This is a genomic window from Variovorax restrictus (assembly GCF_051216715.1).
In the GTDB taxonomy this organism is placed as follows: Bacteria; Pseudomonadota; Gammaproteobacteria; order Burkholderiales; family Burkholderiaceae_C; genus Variovorax.
The window spans coordinates 2,078,244-2,093,251 of record NZ_JBPJZH010000001.1 but is presented as its reverse complement, the minus strand read 5'-3'; the positions used below and the strand labels follow the sequence as shown (position 1 = coordinate 2,093,251).

At 67.5% G+C, this 15,008-nt stretch carries 12 protein-coding genes; 6 read left to right on the top strand and 6 right to left on the bottom strand.

The annotated features are described in order from the left end of the window. Genes ACSFA0_RS09890 through scpA form a run of 3 tightly spaced genes read right to left on the bottom strand, consistent with a single transcriptional unit; the run spans position 1 to position 4,802 of the window. Positions 1 to 1,533: an acyl-CoA carboxylase subunit beta gene (locus ACSFA0_RS09890; RefSeq protein ID WP_435450012.1), complete on the bottom strand. Its 1,533-nt coding sequence runs from the start codon at positions 1,531 to 1,533 to the stop codon at positions 1 to 3. Between the two features lie 9 nt (positions 1,534 to 1,542). After that, entirely contained in the window at positions 1,543 to 2,583 is a 1,041-nt protein-coding gene (gene meaB / locus ACSFA0_RS09885) for a methylmalonyl Co-A mutase-associated GTPase MeaB (protein WP_435450011.1), read from the bottom strand. A gap of 53 nt (positions 2,584 to 2,636) precedes the next feature. Further along, positions 2,637 to 4,802: a methylmalonyl-CoA mutase gene (gene scpA / locus ACSFA0_RS09880; protein WP_435450010.1), complete on the bottom strand. Its 2,166-nt coding sequence runs from the start codon at positions 4,800 to 4,802 to the stop codon at positions 2,637 to 2,639. Between the two features lie 105 nt (positions 4,803 to 4,907). Here scpA and ACSFA0_RS09875 point away from each other — a divergent pair, with 105 nt between their 5' ends. The 5 genes from ACSFA0_RS09875 to ACSFA0_RS09855 all read left to right on the top strand — a co-directional run bounded on the left by ACSFA0_RS09875 (position 4,908) and on the right by ACSFA0_RS09855 (position 11,376). Then, positions 4,908 to 5,555 (top strand): GntR family transcriptional regulator, encoded by a 648-nt coding sequence (locus ACSFA0_RS09875; RefSeq protein ID WP_435450009.1) that lies wholly within the window; start codon positions 4,908 to 4,910, stop codon positions 5,553 to 5,555. A gap of 345 nt (positions 5,556 to 5,900) precedes the next feature. Next, positions 5,901 to 8,432 (top strand): nitrite reductase large subunit NirB, encoded by a 2,532-nt coding sequence (gene nirB / locus ACSFA0_RS09870; RefSeq protein ID WP_435450008.1) that lies wholly within the window; start codon positions 5,901 to 5,903, stop codon positions 8,430 to 8,432. 18 nt (positions 8,433 to 8,450) lie between these two features. Further along, positions 8,451 to 8,789 carry a nitrite reductase small subunit NirD gene (gene nirD, locus ACSFA0_RS09865; protein WP_435450007.1) on the top strand — a complete coding sequence of 113 codons (339 nt, stop codon included), beginning with the start codon at positions 8,451 to 8,453 and terminating at the stop codon, positions 8,787 to 8,789. 41 nt (positions 8,790 to 8,830) lie between these two features. Then, on the top strand, positions 8,831 to 9,643 hold the full coding sequence (locus tag ACSFA0_RS09860) for a formate/nitrite transporter family protein (protein WP_435450006.1): 813 nt from the start codon (positions 8,831 to 8,833) through the stop codon (positions 9,641 to 9,643). Beyond that, positions 9,640 to 11,376 (top strand): bifunctional protein-serine/threonine kinase/phosphatase, encoded by a 1,737-nt coding sequence (locus tag ACSFA0_RS09855; RefSeq protein ID WP_435450005.1) that lies wholly within the window; start codon positions 9,640 to 9,642, stop codon positions 11,374 to 11,376. Before ACSFA0_RS09860 ends, ACSFA0_RS09855 begins: the two co-directional genes overlap by 4 nt. A gap of 7 nt (positions 11,377 to 11,383) precedes the next feature. On the opposite strand, the gene ACSFA0_RS09850 is transcribed toward ACSFA0_RS09855, so the two are convergent. The 3 genes from ACSFA0_RS09850 to ACSFA0_RS09840 form a co-directional block, all read right to left on the bottom strand. Continuing rightward, positions 11,384 to 12,937, bottom strand: a complete 1,554-nt coding sequence (locus ACSFA0_RS09850) for a methyl-accepting chemotaxis protein (RefSeq protein WP_435450004.1) — start codon at positions 12,935 to 12,937, stop codon at positions 11,384 to 11,386. Positions 12,938 to 13,047: 110 nt separating this feature from the next. After that, complete coding sequence (dusA, locus tag ACSFA0_RS09845; RefSeq protein WP_435450003.1) at positions 13,048 to 14,046, bottom strand: tRNA dihydrouridine(20/20a) synthase DusA; 999 nt, start codon at positions 14,044 to 14,046, stop codon at positions 13,048 to 13,050. An 84-nt stretch (positions 14,047 to 14,130) separates the two neighbouring features. Beyond that, positions 14,131 to 14,349, bottom strand: coding sequence for a hypothetical protein (locus ACSFA0_RS09840; RefSeq protein WP_286645056.1), 219 nt, complete (start codon positions 14,347 to 14,349; stop codon positions 14,131 to 14,133). 245 nt (positions 14,350 to 14,594) lie between these two features. Here ACSFA0_RS09840 and ACSFA0_RS09835 point away from each other — a divergent pair, with 245 nt between their 5' ends. After that, positions 14,595 to 14,999: a hypothetical protein gene (locus ACSFA0_RS09835; protein WP_435450002.1), complete on the top strand. Its 405-nt coding sequence runs from the start codon at positions 14,595 to 14,597 to the stop codon at positions 14,997 to 14,999. Positions 15,000 to 15,008 lie beyond the last annotated feature (9 nt).

Below are 15,008 nucleotides of genomic sequence, written 5' to 3'. Positions count from 1 at the left end.
TCAGAGAGGGATATTGCCGTGCTTGCGCCACGGGTTCTCGAGCTTCTTCTCGCGCAGCATGACGAGCGAGCGGCAGATGCGCTTGCGTGTCTCGCTCGGCAGGATCACGTCGTCGATGTAGCCGCGCGTGCTGGCCACATACGGGTTGGCGAAGCGGGCCTTGTATTCGGCTTCGCGGGCGGCGAGCTTCTCGGGGTCGTTCTTGTCTTCGCGGAAGATGATCTCGACCGCGCCCTTGGCACCCATCACTGCGATCTCGGCGCGTGGCCAGGCCAGGTTGACGTCGCCGCGCAGGTGCTTCGAGGCCATCACGTCGTACGCGCCGCCGTAGGCCTTGCGCGTGATGACGGTGATCTTCGGCACGGTGCACTCGGCGTAGGCATACAGCAGCTTGGCGCCGTGCTTGATGATGCCGCCGTACTCCTGGCTGGTGCCGGGCATGAAGCCGGGCACGTCGACGAAGGTCACGACCGGGATGTTGAACGCATCGCAGAAGCGCACGAAGCGCGCCGCCTTGATCGAGCTCTTGATGTCCAGGCAGCCGGCCAGCACCAGCGGCTGGTTAGCCACGATGCCCACGCTCTGGCCTTCCATGCGCGCGAAGCCGATCACGATGTTCTTCGCGTAGTCGGGCTGCAGCTCGAAGAAGTCGCCGTCGTCGACCACCTTGGTGATCAGCTCCTTCATGTCGTAGGGCTTGTTGGGGTTCTCGGGCACCAGCGTGTCGAGCGACAGGTCGGCGCGGTCGGCCGGGTCGCCGCTCGGCCGCACGGGCGGCTTCTCGCGGTTGTTGAGCGGCAGGTAGTTGTAGAGCCGGCGCAGCATCATCAGCGCCTCGACGTCGTTCTCGAAGGCCATGTCGGCCACGCCGCTCTTGGTGGTGTGCGTGATCGCGCCGCCCAGCTCCTCGGCCGTCACGTCCTCGTGCGTCACGGTCTTCACCACCTCGGGGCCGGTGACGAACATGTAGGAGCTGTCGCGCACCATGAAGATGAAATCGGTCATGGCGGGCGAATACACCGCGCCGCCGGCGCACGGACCCATGATCATGCTGATCTGCGGCACCACGCCGGAGGCCATCACGTTGCGCTGGAACACGTCGGCATAGCCGCCGAGCGAGGCCACGCCTTCCTGGATGCGGGCGCCGCCCGAGTCGTTGAGGCCGATGACCGGTGCGCCGACCTTCATGGCCTGGTCCATCACCTTGCAGATCTTCTCGGCATGCGCTTCGCTGAGCGCGCCGCCGAACACGGTGAAGTCCTGGCTGAAGATGAAGACCAGGCGGCCGTTGATCATCCCGTAGCCGGTGACCACGCCGTCGCCCGGGATCTTGTTGTCGGCCATGCCGAAGTCGACCGAGCGGTGCTCGACGAACATGTCCCATTCCTCGAAGGTGCCGTCGTCGAGCAGCAGCTCGATGCGCTCGCGCGCCGTCAGCTTGCCCTTCTTGTGCTGCGCGTCGATGCGCTTCTGCCCCCCACCGAGGCGCGCCTGGGCCCGTCGTTGTTCAAGTTGTTCGAGGATTTCTTTCATGGCATTCGATCAGGAAGATGAATCGGAAGGGGTCTCGGAATCGGGCGCCCGCGACGCTTGCGCGGCGAGCAGCTGGCGTGCCGCGGTCGATGCGGGCAAGCGGCCCGCGGCCACCTGCACGATGGTGTCGGGCAGCAGCGCGCGCACCGCCGGGTGCTGGCGAAAGGCCTGCTTCAGGCCGGCGTCGATGCGTTCCCACATCCACGACAAGGCCTGCTTCTCGCGGCGCGTGGCGCGCCGGCCGTTGGCGCCCTGCAGTTGCTTGAACCGCATCACCGCCGCCCAGAAGGCATCGACGCCCGTGCCCAGCAGCGCGCTGAGCTGCATCACCTGCGGCTGCCAGAAACGGACTTCGGCCTCGGGCGAGCCGGGCTCGGCATGCGCGGCCTTCAGCATCTCGGCATGCGCCGGGTTGCCGTGGTGGCCGAAGAGCCGCAGCGCCGACGTGATCTGCGCCTGCGCGCGGGTGGCGGCATCGCGGTCGAGGTCGGCCTTGTTGATGACCACCAGGTCGGCGATTTCCATCACGCCCTTCTTGATGGCCTGCAGGTCGTCGCCGGCATTGGGCAGCTGCATCAGCACGAACATGTCGGTCATGCCGGCCACGGCGGTCTCGCTCTGGCCGACGCCCACCGTCTCGACGATGACGACGTCGTAGCCGGCCGCCTCGCACACCAGCATCGCCTCGCGCGTCTTCTCGGCCACACCGCCCAGCGTGCCGCTCGACGGGCTCGGTCGGATGTAGGCCTTCTCGTGCACCGACAGCCGTTCCATGCGCGTCTTGTCGCCGAGGATCGAGCCGCCAGACACGGTGGACGACGGGTCGATCGTGAGCACCGCCACGCGATGCCCCTGTTCGATCAGGAAGAGCCCGAGCGTCTCGATGAACGTGGACTTGCCTACGCCCGGCACGCCGGAGATGCCGAGGCGAAACGAATCACCGGTGCGCGGCAGCAGCGCGGTCAGCAGTTGGTCGGCCTGCAGGCGGTGATCGGGCCGCGTGGATTCGAGGAGCGTGATCGCCTTGGCGATGGCACGGCGCTGCGCCATGGGCGCAGAACCTGTCAGCGCCGCTTCGAGCGCCACCGCGACCTCCGCCACGATCAAGCCGCAGTGGCCAATGAGGCCCGAATCTGCTCCAGCACGTCCTTGGCACTCGCCGGGATCGGCGTGCCCGGCCCGTAGATGCCCTTCACGCCGGCCTCGTACAGCATCTCGTAATCGCCGCGCGGGATCACGCCGCCGACGAACACGATGATGTCGTCGGCGCCCTGCTTCTTGAGTTCTTCGATAATGGCGGGCACCAGCGTCTTGTGGCCGGCCGCGAGCGTGCTCACGCCCACCGCATGCACGTCGTTCTCGATGGCCTGGCGGGCGCATTCCTCCGGCGTCTGGAACAGCGGCCCCATGTCGACGTCGAAGCCCAGGTCGGCGAAGGCGGTGGCGACAACCTTCGCGCCGCGGTCGTGCCCGTCCTGGCCCAGCTTGGAAATCATCACGCGCGGACGGCGGCCTTGCTCCTCGGCGAAGGCGGCGATCTCGTGCTGCAGCGCTTCCCAGCCCTCGGCCGAGTCGTAGGCTGCAGCGTAGACGCCGGTGACCTTCTGCGTGTCGGCGCGGTGGCGGCCGTAGACCTTCTCCAGCGCATCGCTGATCTCGCCGACCGTGGCGCGCAGGCGCACCGCATCGATGCTCAGCGCGAGCAGATTGCCTTCGCCGCTCTCGGCAGCGGCGGTCAGCGCATCGAGTGCTGCTTGCGTGGCCGCGCTGTCGCGCGTCTCGCGAATGGCCTTGAGCTTGGCGATTTGCCCGTCGCGCACCTTCATGTTGTCGATCGACAGGCTCTCGATCGCATCCTCGGTCTTGAGCTTGTACTTGTTGACGCCGACGATCACGTCGCGGCCCGAGTCGATGCGCGCCTGCTTGTCGGCCGCGGCCGCCTCGATCTTGAGCTTGGCCCAGCCGCTGTCGACGGCCTTGGTCATGCCGCCCATCGCCTCGACCTCTTCGATGATGGTCCAGGCGGCGTCGGCCATGTCCTGCGTGAGCTTCTCCATCATGTAGCTGCCGGCCCAAGGGTCGATCACGCTGGTGATGTGGGTCTCTTCCTGGATGATGAGCTGCGTGTTGCGTGCGATGCGCGAGCTGAACTCGGTCGGCAGCGCGATGGCTTCGTCGAGCGCATTGGTGTGCAGCGACTGCGTGCCACCGAACACCGCGGCCATCGCCTCGATGGTGGTGCGCACCACGTTGTTGTACGGGTCCTGCTCGGTCAGCGACCAGCCCGAGGTCTGGCAGTGCGTGCGCAGCATCAGGCTCTTGGGGTTCTTGGGCTCGAACTCCTTCATGAGCCGGCACCACAAGAGGCGCGCGGCGCGCATCTTGGCCACTTCGAGGTAGAAGTTCATGCCGATGGCCCAGAAGAAGCTCAGGCGCCCGGCAAACACGTCCACGTCGAGTCCCTTGGCCAGCGCGGTCTTCACGTATTCCTTGCCGTCGGCCAGCGTGAAGGCCAGCTCCAGCGCCTGGTTGGCGCCGGCTTCCTGCATGTGGTAGCCGCTGATGCTGATCGAGTTGAACTTGGGCATCTTCTGCGCCGTGTACTCGATGATGTCGCCGATGATCCGCATGCTCGGCGCGGGCGGAAAGATGTAGGTGTTGCGGACCATGAACTCCTTGAGGATGTCGTTCTGGATGGTTCCGCTGAGCTGGTCCTGCGCCACGCCCTGCTCTTCGGCCGCGACCACGTAGCCCGCCAGCACCGGCAACACCGCGCCGTTCATCGTCATCGACACCGAGACCTTGTCGAGCGGGATCTGGTCGAACAGGATCTTCATGTCCTCGACCGAATCGATTGCCACGCCGGCCTTGCCGACGTCGCCGGTCACACGCGGGTGGTCGCTGTCGTAGCCGCGGTGCGTGGCCAGGTCGAACGCGACCGACACGCCCTGCCCGCCCGCGGCCAGCGCCTTGCGATAGAAGGCGTTCGATTCCTCGGCCGTCGAGAATCCCGCGTACTGGCGGATGGTCCAGGGGCGCACCGCGTACATCGTGGCCTGCGGGCCGCGCAGGTAGGGCTCGAAACCAGGGAGCGTGTCGGTGTACTTCAGGCCTTGCAGGTCGGCCGCGGTGTAGAGCGGCTTGACGGTGATGCCGTCGGGCGTGCGCCAGTTCAGCGCCTCGAGGTTGCCGCCGGGCGCGGACTTGGCCGCGGCCTTCGTCCAGGCGGCGAGGTCGGCGGTTTTGAAGGTCGGTTCGGGAGTGCTCATGGCTTCGCGGACGCGGTGGTCCGCGCTCGTCTCGGTAATGGTTTAGCCGAGTCTAACCATCCGTAATTATTAATTCAAACGAAATTTCTGCGGTACATTCGCGCCATGTCCGCCGCAACCCTCACGCCTCGCGCCCTCTATGAGGAGGTGGCCGAACTGCTGCGCCAGCGCATCTTCAGCCGCGAACTCGAGCCGGGCGGCTGGATCGACGAGATGAAGATCGCGGAGGAATACGGCATCAGCCGCACGCCCCTACGCGAGGCGCTGAAGGTGCTGGCCGCCGAAGGCCTGGTGACGATGAAGGTGCGGCGTGGCGCCTATGTGACCGAGGTGTCGCAGCAGGACCTGGCGGACGTCTACCACCTGCTCTCGCTGCTGGAGGCCGACGCGGCCGGTGTGGTGGCCGAGCGCGCGACCGAGGCCCAGTTGCACACCCTGCAGGTGCTGCATGCCGAACTGGAAGCCGCCGCCCTTCCGGGCCAGGTCGACCGCGAGCACTTCTTCGCCATCAACGAGCGTTTTCACATGCAGCTGCTCGCCATCGCCAACAACCGCTGGCGCGACCAGATGGTGGCCGACCTGCGCAAGGTGATGAAGCTCAACCGCCACAACTCGCTGCTCAAGTCGGGGCGCATCGACGAATCGCTGCGGGAACACCGCGCGCTGATGGCGGCGATTCTGGCGCGGGACCCTGCGGCCGCGATGCTCCGCATGCGCGAGCATTTCAGCAACGGGCTCGAAGCGGCAGCCTGAGCGCTGCGCCGCCGTTTCGCCCCATTGTTGGGGGTGGTCGCCCCATCCGGCGCCGACATGGTGCGCGGCATGCCCGCACGGCACCGATTTCCTCGTCCCTCGGCCCAAATCGCCGGGCACAGTTCGTGCGTGACATGAGCTGACCGCCGCCGCAGTGCCGCTGCGGCGGTCATCGCCTCCGCCAACGACGGCGGAACCCGAGCCTCGCCGACGCGTTCGTCCGCCCGGCACTCGGTTGTTCCAACCCGATTTCGTTCCGCATCTCGCGGGGGCCTCTGGCTGTGTCACCTCCTTCGTGATGCACCCACTGCACGGCACCCACGGGCCGGACGTGCAGGAGTCAACATGAAGATCATCGTCGTCGGCCATGGCATGGTGGGCCACAAGTTTCTCGAAGAACTCGAGCAGCAGGGGCTTTCGCATGCCGAAGTCACCGTGCTGTGCGAGGAGCCTCGCGCCGCGTACGACCGCGTCCATCTCTCCGAGTTCTTCGCCGGCAAGACCGCCGACGACCTCTCGCTGGTGGCCCCCGGCTTCTTCGAACGCAGCGGCTTCTCGCTGCGCCTGGCCGCGCGCGCCGCCGCAATCGAGCGGCGCAACAACACCGTGACCACGCTCGACGGCGAGGTGCTGCCGTACGACAAGCTGGTGCTCGCGACCGGCTCGTCGCCCTTCGTGCCGCCGGTGCCGGGCCGCGACCGACCGCATACCTTCGTCTACCGCACCATCGACGACCTGGAGGGCATGAAGGCCAGTGGCGCGCATTCCAAGACCGGCGTCGTGATCGGCGGCGGCCTGCTCGGGCTCGAATGCGCCAAGGCGCTGCGCGACCTCGGGCTGGAAACGCATGTCGTCGAGTTCGCGCCGCGCCTGATGGCGGTGCAGGTCGACGACGGCGGCGGCCGCGTGCTGCGCGCCAAGATCGAGGCGCTGGGCGTGCAGGTGCACACCGGCCGCAACACGGTGGACATCACCGACGGCGCCACGGCGCGCCACCGCATGGTGTTCGCCGACGGCACCTGGCTGGAGACCGACATGATCGTCTTCTCCGCCGGCATCCGGCCGCGTGACGAACTCGCCCGGCAGAGCCTGCTGGCCCTCGGCGCGCGCGGCGGCATCGCCATCGACACCCACTGCCGCACCAGCGACCACGACGTCTACGCGATCGGCGAGTGCGCGTCGTGGAACGAGCAGACTTTCGGCTTGGTGGCACCGGGCTACGAGATGGCGCGTGTGGCGGCCCGGCATGTGGCCGGCGACGCGAATGCCGCCTTCGCCGGTGCCGACATGAGCACCAAGCTCAAGCTGATGGGCGTCGACGTGGCCAGCATCGGCGACGCACACGGCAAGACGCCGAACAGCCGCAACTACCAGTACATCGACGAGCGCAAGCAGGTCTACAAGAAGATCGTGGTGAGCGAAGACGGCAAGGCGCTGCTCGGTGCCGTGCTGGTGGGCAACGCCGACGAGTACGGCACGCTGCTACAGATGGCGCTCAACGGCATTGCGCTGCCGGCCGAGCCGGAGTTCCTGATCCTGCCGTCGAGCGACGGCCAAGCCAAGCCGGGCCTGGGCGTGGAGGCGCTGCCCGAGACCGCGCAGATCTGCTCGTGCAACAACGTGAGCAAGGCGCAAATCGGCGCGGCCGTCGACGGCGGCGCCTGCACCATCGCCGAGATCAAGGCCTGCACCAAGGCCGGCGCCACCTGCGGCGGTTGCGTGCCGCTGGTCACGCAGGTGATGAAGTTCGAGATGGCCAAGCGCGGCATGGCGGTGAACAACCACCTGTGCGAACACTTCGCCTATTCACGCCAGGAGCTCTACCACCTGGTGCGCGTGGGCCAGATCAAGACCTTCGACGACCTGCTGCACAAGCACGGCCAGGGCCTGGGCTGCGACATCTGCAAGCCGGTGGCCGCCAGCGTGCTGGCCTCGGTCTGGAACGAGTTCGTGCTCAAGCCGCAGCTGGCCAGCCTGCAGGACAGCAACGACTACTTCCTCGGCAATATCCAGAAGGACGGCACCTACTCTGTGGTGCCGCGCATGCCCGGCGGCGAGGTCACGCCCGACGGCCTCATCGCCGTGGGCCAGGTGGCCAAGAAATACGGCCTGTACACCAAGGTCACGGGCGGTGCGCGGGTGGACATGTTCGGTGCGCGCGTCGACCAGTTGCCGCTGATCTGGGAAGAACTCATCGCCGCCGGCTTCGAGAGCGGCCACGCCTACGGCAAGTCGTTGCGCACCGTGAAGAGCTGCGTCGGCTCGACCTGGTGCCGCTACGGCGTGGACGATTCGGTCGGCCTGGCCGTGCAGCTGGAGAACCGCTACAAGGGCCTGCGCGCGCCGCACAAGATCAAGTTCGGCGTCTCGGGCTGCACCCGCGAATGCGCCGAGGCGCAGGGCAAGGATGTGGGCATCATCGCCACCGAGAAGGGCTGGAACCTCTACGTCTGCGGCAACGGCGGCATGAAGCCGCGCCATGCCGAACTCATCGCCAGCGACCTGACGAAGGATGCGCTCATCGCGCTGATCGACCGCTTCCTGATGTTCTACGTGCGCACGGCCGACCGCCTGCAGCGCACCAGCACCTGGCGCGACAACCTCGAAGGCGGCCTCGACTACCTGAAGGACGTGCTGATCGCCGACAGCCTGGGCCTCGGCGCCGAGCTGGAAGCCCAGATGCAGCATGTGGTCGACACCTACCAGTGCGAATGGAAGACCGCCGTGACCGACCCGACGGTGCGCCAGCGCTTCCGCACCTTCGTCAACAGCGACAAGGCCGACGAACGCATCGTCTTCATTCAGGAACGCGGGCAGATTCGCCCGGCCCGGCCCGAGGAAATCGCTGCGGCACCCGCTGAAGCCACGCCGGCCTGACCTCACAAGCGCACGCACATGAACACCGACACCCTGCACTGGACCGCCGTCTGCGCGGCCGACGACATCCTTCCGAACACCGGCGTCTGCGCATTGGTGGCCGGCCGCCATGTCGCGGTCTTCCGCGTCGGCAACGACGAGTTCCACGCCATCGACAACATCGACCCGCAGTCGGGCGCCAGCGTGCTTTCGCGCGGGCTGATCGGCAGCCTGGGCGACCGCGTCGTGGTTGCCTCGCCGCTCTACAAGAACCACTTCGACTTGCGCACCGGCGAATGCCTGGAGGCGCCGCAGAACTCGGTGCGCCCCCACGCCGTGCGCGTGGACGACGGCCGCGTGCTGGTCGCCCACGGCTGAACGCCGCCCTCCTTCTTCATTTCTTTTCTTCAGGTAATCCCATGGCCTATCTCGCACCTGCCGAATTCGTGACCAAGATGGTCGACGCCGGCGAATCCAAGCTGCTGATGTCGACCCGCGACACGCTGATCCGTTCCTACATGGCCGGCGCCATCCTCGCGCTGGCCGCGGCCTTCGCCGTCACCGTGACCGTCAACACCGGCAATGCACTGGTCGGAGCGATGCTGTTCCCGGTCGGCTTCATCATGCTGTACCTCATGGGCTTCGACCTGCTCACCGGCGTGTTCACGCTCACGCCGCTGGCCGTGTTCGACAAGCGCCCCGGCGCCACCTGGCGCGGCGTGATGCGCAACTGGAGCCTGGTGTTCTGCGGCAACTTCGCCGGTGCGCTGACGGTGGCCGTCTTCATGGCGATCATCTTCACCTTCGGCTTCAGCGAAGCGCCCAACGCCGTCGGCCAACGGCTCGGCCACATCGGCGAAGGCCGCACCGTCGGCTACTCGTCGCACGGCGCGGCCGGCATGCTGACGCTGTTCATCCGCGGCGTGATGTGCAACTGGATGGTGTCCACCGGCGTGGTCGCGGCGATGATGTCGACCACCGTGTCGGGCAAGGCCATCGGCATGTGGATGCCCATCATGGTCTTCTTCTACATGGGCTTCGAACACTCCATCGTCAACATGTTCCTGTTCCCCACCGGCCTGATGCTGGGCGGCCAGTTCACGCTGATGGACTACCTGATCTGGAACGAGATCCCGACCGTCATCGGCAACCTGGTGGGCGGCCTGACCTTCGTCGGCGCCACGCTGTATTCCACGCACTACAAGACCGGGGCCAAGCGCAAGATCGCATGAGCGGACACCTGCGGGTGACGCTGGGCCAGCATTCGCTGGCCGGCACGCAGCACGCCAACCAGGACTTCCACGGCGCCTGTCTGCCGTCGGGGCATGTGCTCGCCAGCAAGGGCATCGCGCTGGCCCTGGCCGACGGCATCAGTTCCAGCGGCGTGAGCCAGGTGGCCGCCCAGACCGCCGTGCGCGCCTTCCTCGAGGACTACTACGCGACCTCCGATGCGTGGTCCGTCCGACGCGCGGCGCAGCGCGTGCTGGCCGCCACCAACGCCTGGCTGCATGCCCAGAACATGCACGGCGACGCGCGCTTCGACCGCGATCGCGGCCAGGTCTGCACCTTCAGTGCGCTGGTCGTGAAGGGCCGCGACCTGCACCTGCTGCATGTCGGCGATGCACGCCTGTTCCGGCTGCACGCCCATGCGCTGGAGCAGTTGTCGGAAGACCACCGCGTGCGCCTCTCCTCAGCCGAGTCGTACCTGGGCCGCGCCCTGGGAACCGGCCCGAACGTCGAGATCGACTACCGCTGCTGGGAAGCCGAGCGCGGCGAGATCTACCTGCTGGCGACCGACGGCGCCTATGCGCACCTCGATGCCGAAGCCGTGCACGCAGCGCTGACTCGCCACGCCGACGACTTCGACGCGGCGGCGGCCTGGCTGGTGGCGCAGTCGCGCGAACGCGGCAGCGTCGACGACGCCACGCTGCAGCTGCTGCGGATCGACGAACTGCCCGACGCGGATGCGCGTCACCCGCAGCTCGCGCGCGACGGCCTCGCCCTGCCGCCGCCGCTGGCGCCGCGCATGGTGTTCGAGGGCTTCACCATCGTGCGCGAGCTGCAGATCAGCGCGCGCAGCCATGTGCACCTGGCCGTCGACATCGACACCCAAGAGCAGGTCGTGCTCAAGACACCGTCGACCGATCTGCGCGACGACGCCGAGGCGCTCGACCGCTTCGTGCTGGAGGAATGGGTCGCGCGCCGCATCGACAGCCCGCACGTGCTCAAAGCCTGGGCCGGCGTCCGCCCCCGCACGCACCTGTTCGTGGCGATGGAATACATCGACGGCCAGACCCTGGCGCAATGGATGGTCGACCACCCGCGGCCATCGCTCGACAGCGTGCGCGCCATCATGTCGCAGCTGGCCCGCGGCCTGCAGGCGTTGCACGGCCGCGAGATGCTGCACCAGGACCTGCGCCCCGAGAACGTGATGATCGACCGGCACGGCACGGTGAAGCTCATCGACCTGGGCACCGTGCAGGTAGCCGGGCTGGCCGAAGGCCGGCGCGACACGCACACGAACCTCGCGCCAGGCACCCTACAGTACATGGCGCCGGAGTACCTGCTGGGCCAGGGCGGCAGCCCCCGCGCCGACCTGTTCTCGCTGGCCGCCATCTCCTACCAGATGCTCGGCGGCCAACTGCCTTACGGCCTGCAGGCGGCGCGGGTTCGCGTGCCCCGCGACGTCCGCGGTCTGCGCTACGTGCCGCTGCGCCACATCCGGCCGGAACTGCCGGGGTGGCTCGATGCGGTGCTGGGCAAGGCGCTGCACCCCGATCCGGCCAAGCGGCAGGAAGCCGTGTCGGAGTTCGCGCACGACCTGCAATCCCCCGGTCCGCCCTTCCATCGGTCGCGGGCCGCGCCCCTGGTGGAGCGCGATCCGGTGCGCTTCTGGCAGTGCGCCACCGTGCTGCTGGCGCTGGCGACGCTGCTGCTGGCCGGACTGCGCGTGCTGGGTCGTTGAACCCGCGTCAGGCCGTCAGCTTGAACGTGCCGATCGCCTCCGACAGCTTCAGGACCTGATCCTTCAGGCTCTCCGTCGCCGCAGTCGACTGCTCCACCAGCGCCGCGTTCTGCTGCGTCATCTGGTCGAGCTGGGTGATGGCCTCGTTGACCTGACCCACGCCTTCGCTCTGCTCGCTGGCGGCCGTGCTGATGTGGCTGATGATCTCGGTGACGCGGCCGACCGAATCGAGAATTTCCTTCATCGTCGCACCAGCCGCATTCACCAGCTGGGTCCCGGATTCGACCTTGCCCACGCTGTCGCCGATCAGGTCCTTGATCTCCCGGGCAGCCTGGGCGCTGCGCTGCGCCAGATTGCGCACCTCGCCGGCCACCACCGCGAAGCCGCGGCCCTGTTCGCCGGCGCGCGCGGCCTCCACCGCGGCGTTCAGCGCCAGAATGTTGGTCTGGAAAGCGATGCCGTCGATCACGCCGATGATGTCGCCGATCTTGCGCGACGAACCGGCGATGGCTTCCATCGTGCTCACGACGTCGGCCACCACGGCACCACCGCGTGTGGCCACACCCGAGGCCGACAGCGCCAGCGCGTTGGCCTGACGCGCGGCGTCAGCGCTTTCACGCACGGTGGCCGTCAGTTGCTCGACGCTCGCGGCGGTCTGCTGCAGGCTGAAGGCGGTCTGTTCGGTACGCGTCGAGAGGTCGCGGTTGCCCATGGCGATCTCGGTGCTGGCGGTCGTGATGGAGCCGCTCGCATCGTGCACGCTGGCGACCAGTTCGGCCAGCTTGTCCTGCATGGCCCCCATGTCGGCGACCAGCACCTGGACCTCGTCGCGGCCGTTGGCCTGCGTCGGTGCGATGCTGAGGTCGCCCGCCGCCACGCGCTCGGCCATGCGGGAGGCCTCCTGCAGCGGATGGACGATCGAGCGCGCCAGCGCCCACCCGCAGACGATGCTCACCAGCAGCCCGAGTGCGATGCCCGCGCCCAACATCGTGATGCCCTCGCGTTCGCTGCGTTGGGCGGCCGCCCGCGCCAGCTCGACCCGATCGGCCTGGTAGGCCGCCAGGTCGTCGACCGCCTTGGCGTAGCCTTCAGCCGCCGGACGCAGACGCTGGCCGATCTCGTCGCTCGACACGGCCTCGCCCGCGGCCTTGCGCTTGACCAGCCCATCGCGCACAACGCGAAATTTCTCGCCGGCCTCGTCGATCGTGGCAAACAGCTCTTTGGTTCGTTCGTTGTCGGCCAGCCCCTCCAGCGTCTTGCGCACGACCGCAGAGCGTGCCGAGGTCAGCTTTCTATCGGCGTTGACGCGGGCGACGAATCCGGCATCGTCGGTATGCATCAGGCTCTCGGCTCGCGCCGAGCTCAGCACCACGATGGCGTGCAGTTCGCGGGCCAGCAGGGCACGCTGGGCCGACGCGCCGCCCAGGTCGTTGGCGATGTCCTGCAGCTTGTCGAGCCGCCAGATGCCGATGCCGGCGGCCAGCGAAGTGACGAGCATCACCAGCCCGAAGGCCAGCGCCAGCCGGGGCGCAAGGCGCAAACGCGAGAGGAGGGAAGACATGGAGCAGGTCCTTGCAATGGGCGCGCCCGGCGGGTCCTGCAAAGTGTGGACCGATCCGGACAACGGCCCTATCAAGGGTTATCGACCATGGCGGCCGAAACTTGAGTGCGTCAGTCGGCCAGCGCCGGCTCCACCGGCCGCGCGTGCGCCAGCGCCATGACGGCATGCGGCGCCTCGCCCTTGAGGCGATGGTCGCTCCACACCTGGCGCCAGCGACGTGCGCCGGGCAGGCCGTTGCGCAGGCCCAGCATGTGGCGCGCAACGTTCGACCACGGCGTGCCATGCTCGGCCGCTTCGCGCACCATGTAGTCGCACATCTGCCGCTCGATGTCCTCGCGCGACAGCTCGCGCACCGGCTCACCGAAGAAGGCCGCATCCCACTCGGCCAGCCACCAGGGGTTGTGGTACGCCTCGCGGCCGACCATCACGCCGTCGAGCAGGCGCAACTGCTGGTGCACCTGCTCGGTCTGCGCGATGCCGCCGTTGATGGAAAAGCGCAGCGCCGGGAAGTCGTGCTTGAGCCGATGGACCAGCTCATAGCGCAGCGGCGGTACCTCGCGGTTCTGCTTGGGCGACAGGCCCTTGAGCCAGGCGTTGCGGGCGTGGACGATGAAGGTGCCGCAGCCCGCCTCGCTCACCGTGCCGACGAAGTCGCGCACGAAGTCGTAGCTCTCGGTCTTGTCGATGCCGATGCGGTGCTTGACCGTGACCGGCACGTCGACCACGTCGACCATCGCCTTGACGCAATCGGCCACCAGCTGCGGCTCGGCCATGAGGCACGCGCCAAAGGCACCGCGCTGCACGCGCTCGCTCGGGCAACCGCAATTGAGGTTGATCTCGTCGTAGCCCCAGTCCTCGCCCAGCTTCGCGCAGTGCGCCAGGTCGGCCGGTTCGCTACCGCCCAGCTGCAGCGCCACCGGATGCTCCTCGGCGTTGAAGCGCAGGTGACGCGGCACGTCGCCGTGCACCAGCGCGCCGGTCGTGACCATCTCGGTGTAGAGCAGTGCGCGGTGCGTGAGCAGGCGGTGGAAAAAGCGGCAATGGCGGTCAGTCCAATCCATCATGGGAGCGACGGACAGCCGGTCGGCGGAGTGGGCAGTGGATTGCATGGGAGCCGGCGATTTTCCCGCCTTTTGCATCGGCTGTCGGCCGCAAGGGCAGACAACCGGTCGGCGCGGTCTGCGCGTCGCCCGTCAGTCGCGCGGGCCGCCGTTGCCGAACATGCGCCGCATCGCCGCGAGCCCTGCCACCAGGGCATTGGCATAGGTGGCGTACGGGTCGGCGGAGGACTCGACCGGAAGGTAAGGCAGCGCTTCTTCCATGGCGTAGTCGGTGGCTTCCATCAGCACCCAGTAGAACTCGCCCTCTTCGAGCTCGTGCACCGTCAGCGCGATGTTTCGCAAGGGGGACATTGGCAGTGGGCGTAAGGGAGCATGAGCACCCACGCATCGTAGGCACGGCAGCGAAAAACGCCTGCGGAGAAAGTCACGGTCTATTACAAATGTCAATCGAAGCCGATCGGATGCATGTCGATGGCGACAAGAACGGGCATTTTGCACACATGACGCGCTTCTTTCTCCTACACCGTCGATCTCCGACCTCCGCTTACGCTGGCTGCGAATCAAGCCTTCCTGAACCACCGCACGGAGACTGCGCCATGAGAAACTTTTCGCTCGATCCCAGCATGACGGCCGCCATCGGCGGCGCCTTCTACCCCACGGGCCATTCCATGGTGATGTTCCCGAACCCCGACGACGCCAAGCACGTGGGCCAGCAACTGGTCGAGAAGGGATTCGGTGCCGATGCGATCTACCTGATTCCGCCGGACATCCTGCTGTCGCAGATCACACCGACCACCAGCGACGCCGACAACCCGCTGCCGAGCGCAGGCACCGAGGGCGCTACGGTCCGGGCGTACACCAAGCTGGCCCGCGACGGGCACGGGGCTTTGCTGGTGGAGACCGACGATGAAGAGAGCGCCGAGCGCCTGATGGAAGTCGTGCGCACGGTGCCGTATTCCATCGCACAGCGCTACCGGATGCTGGTTATCGAAGACCTGTAACGGGGCCGA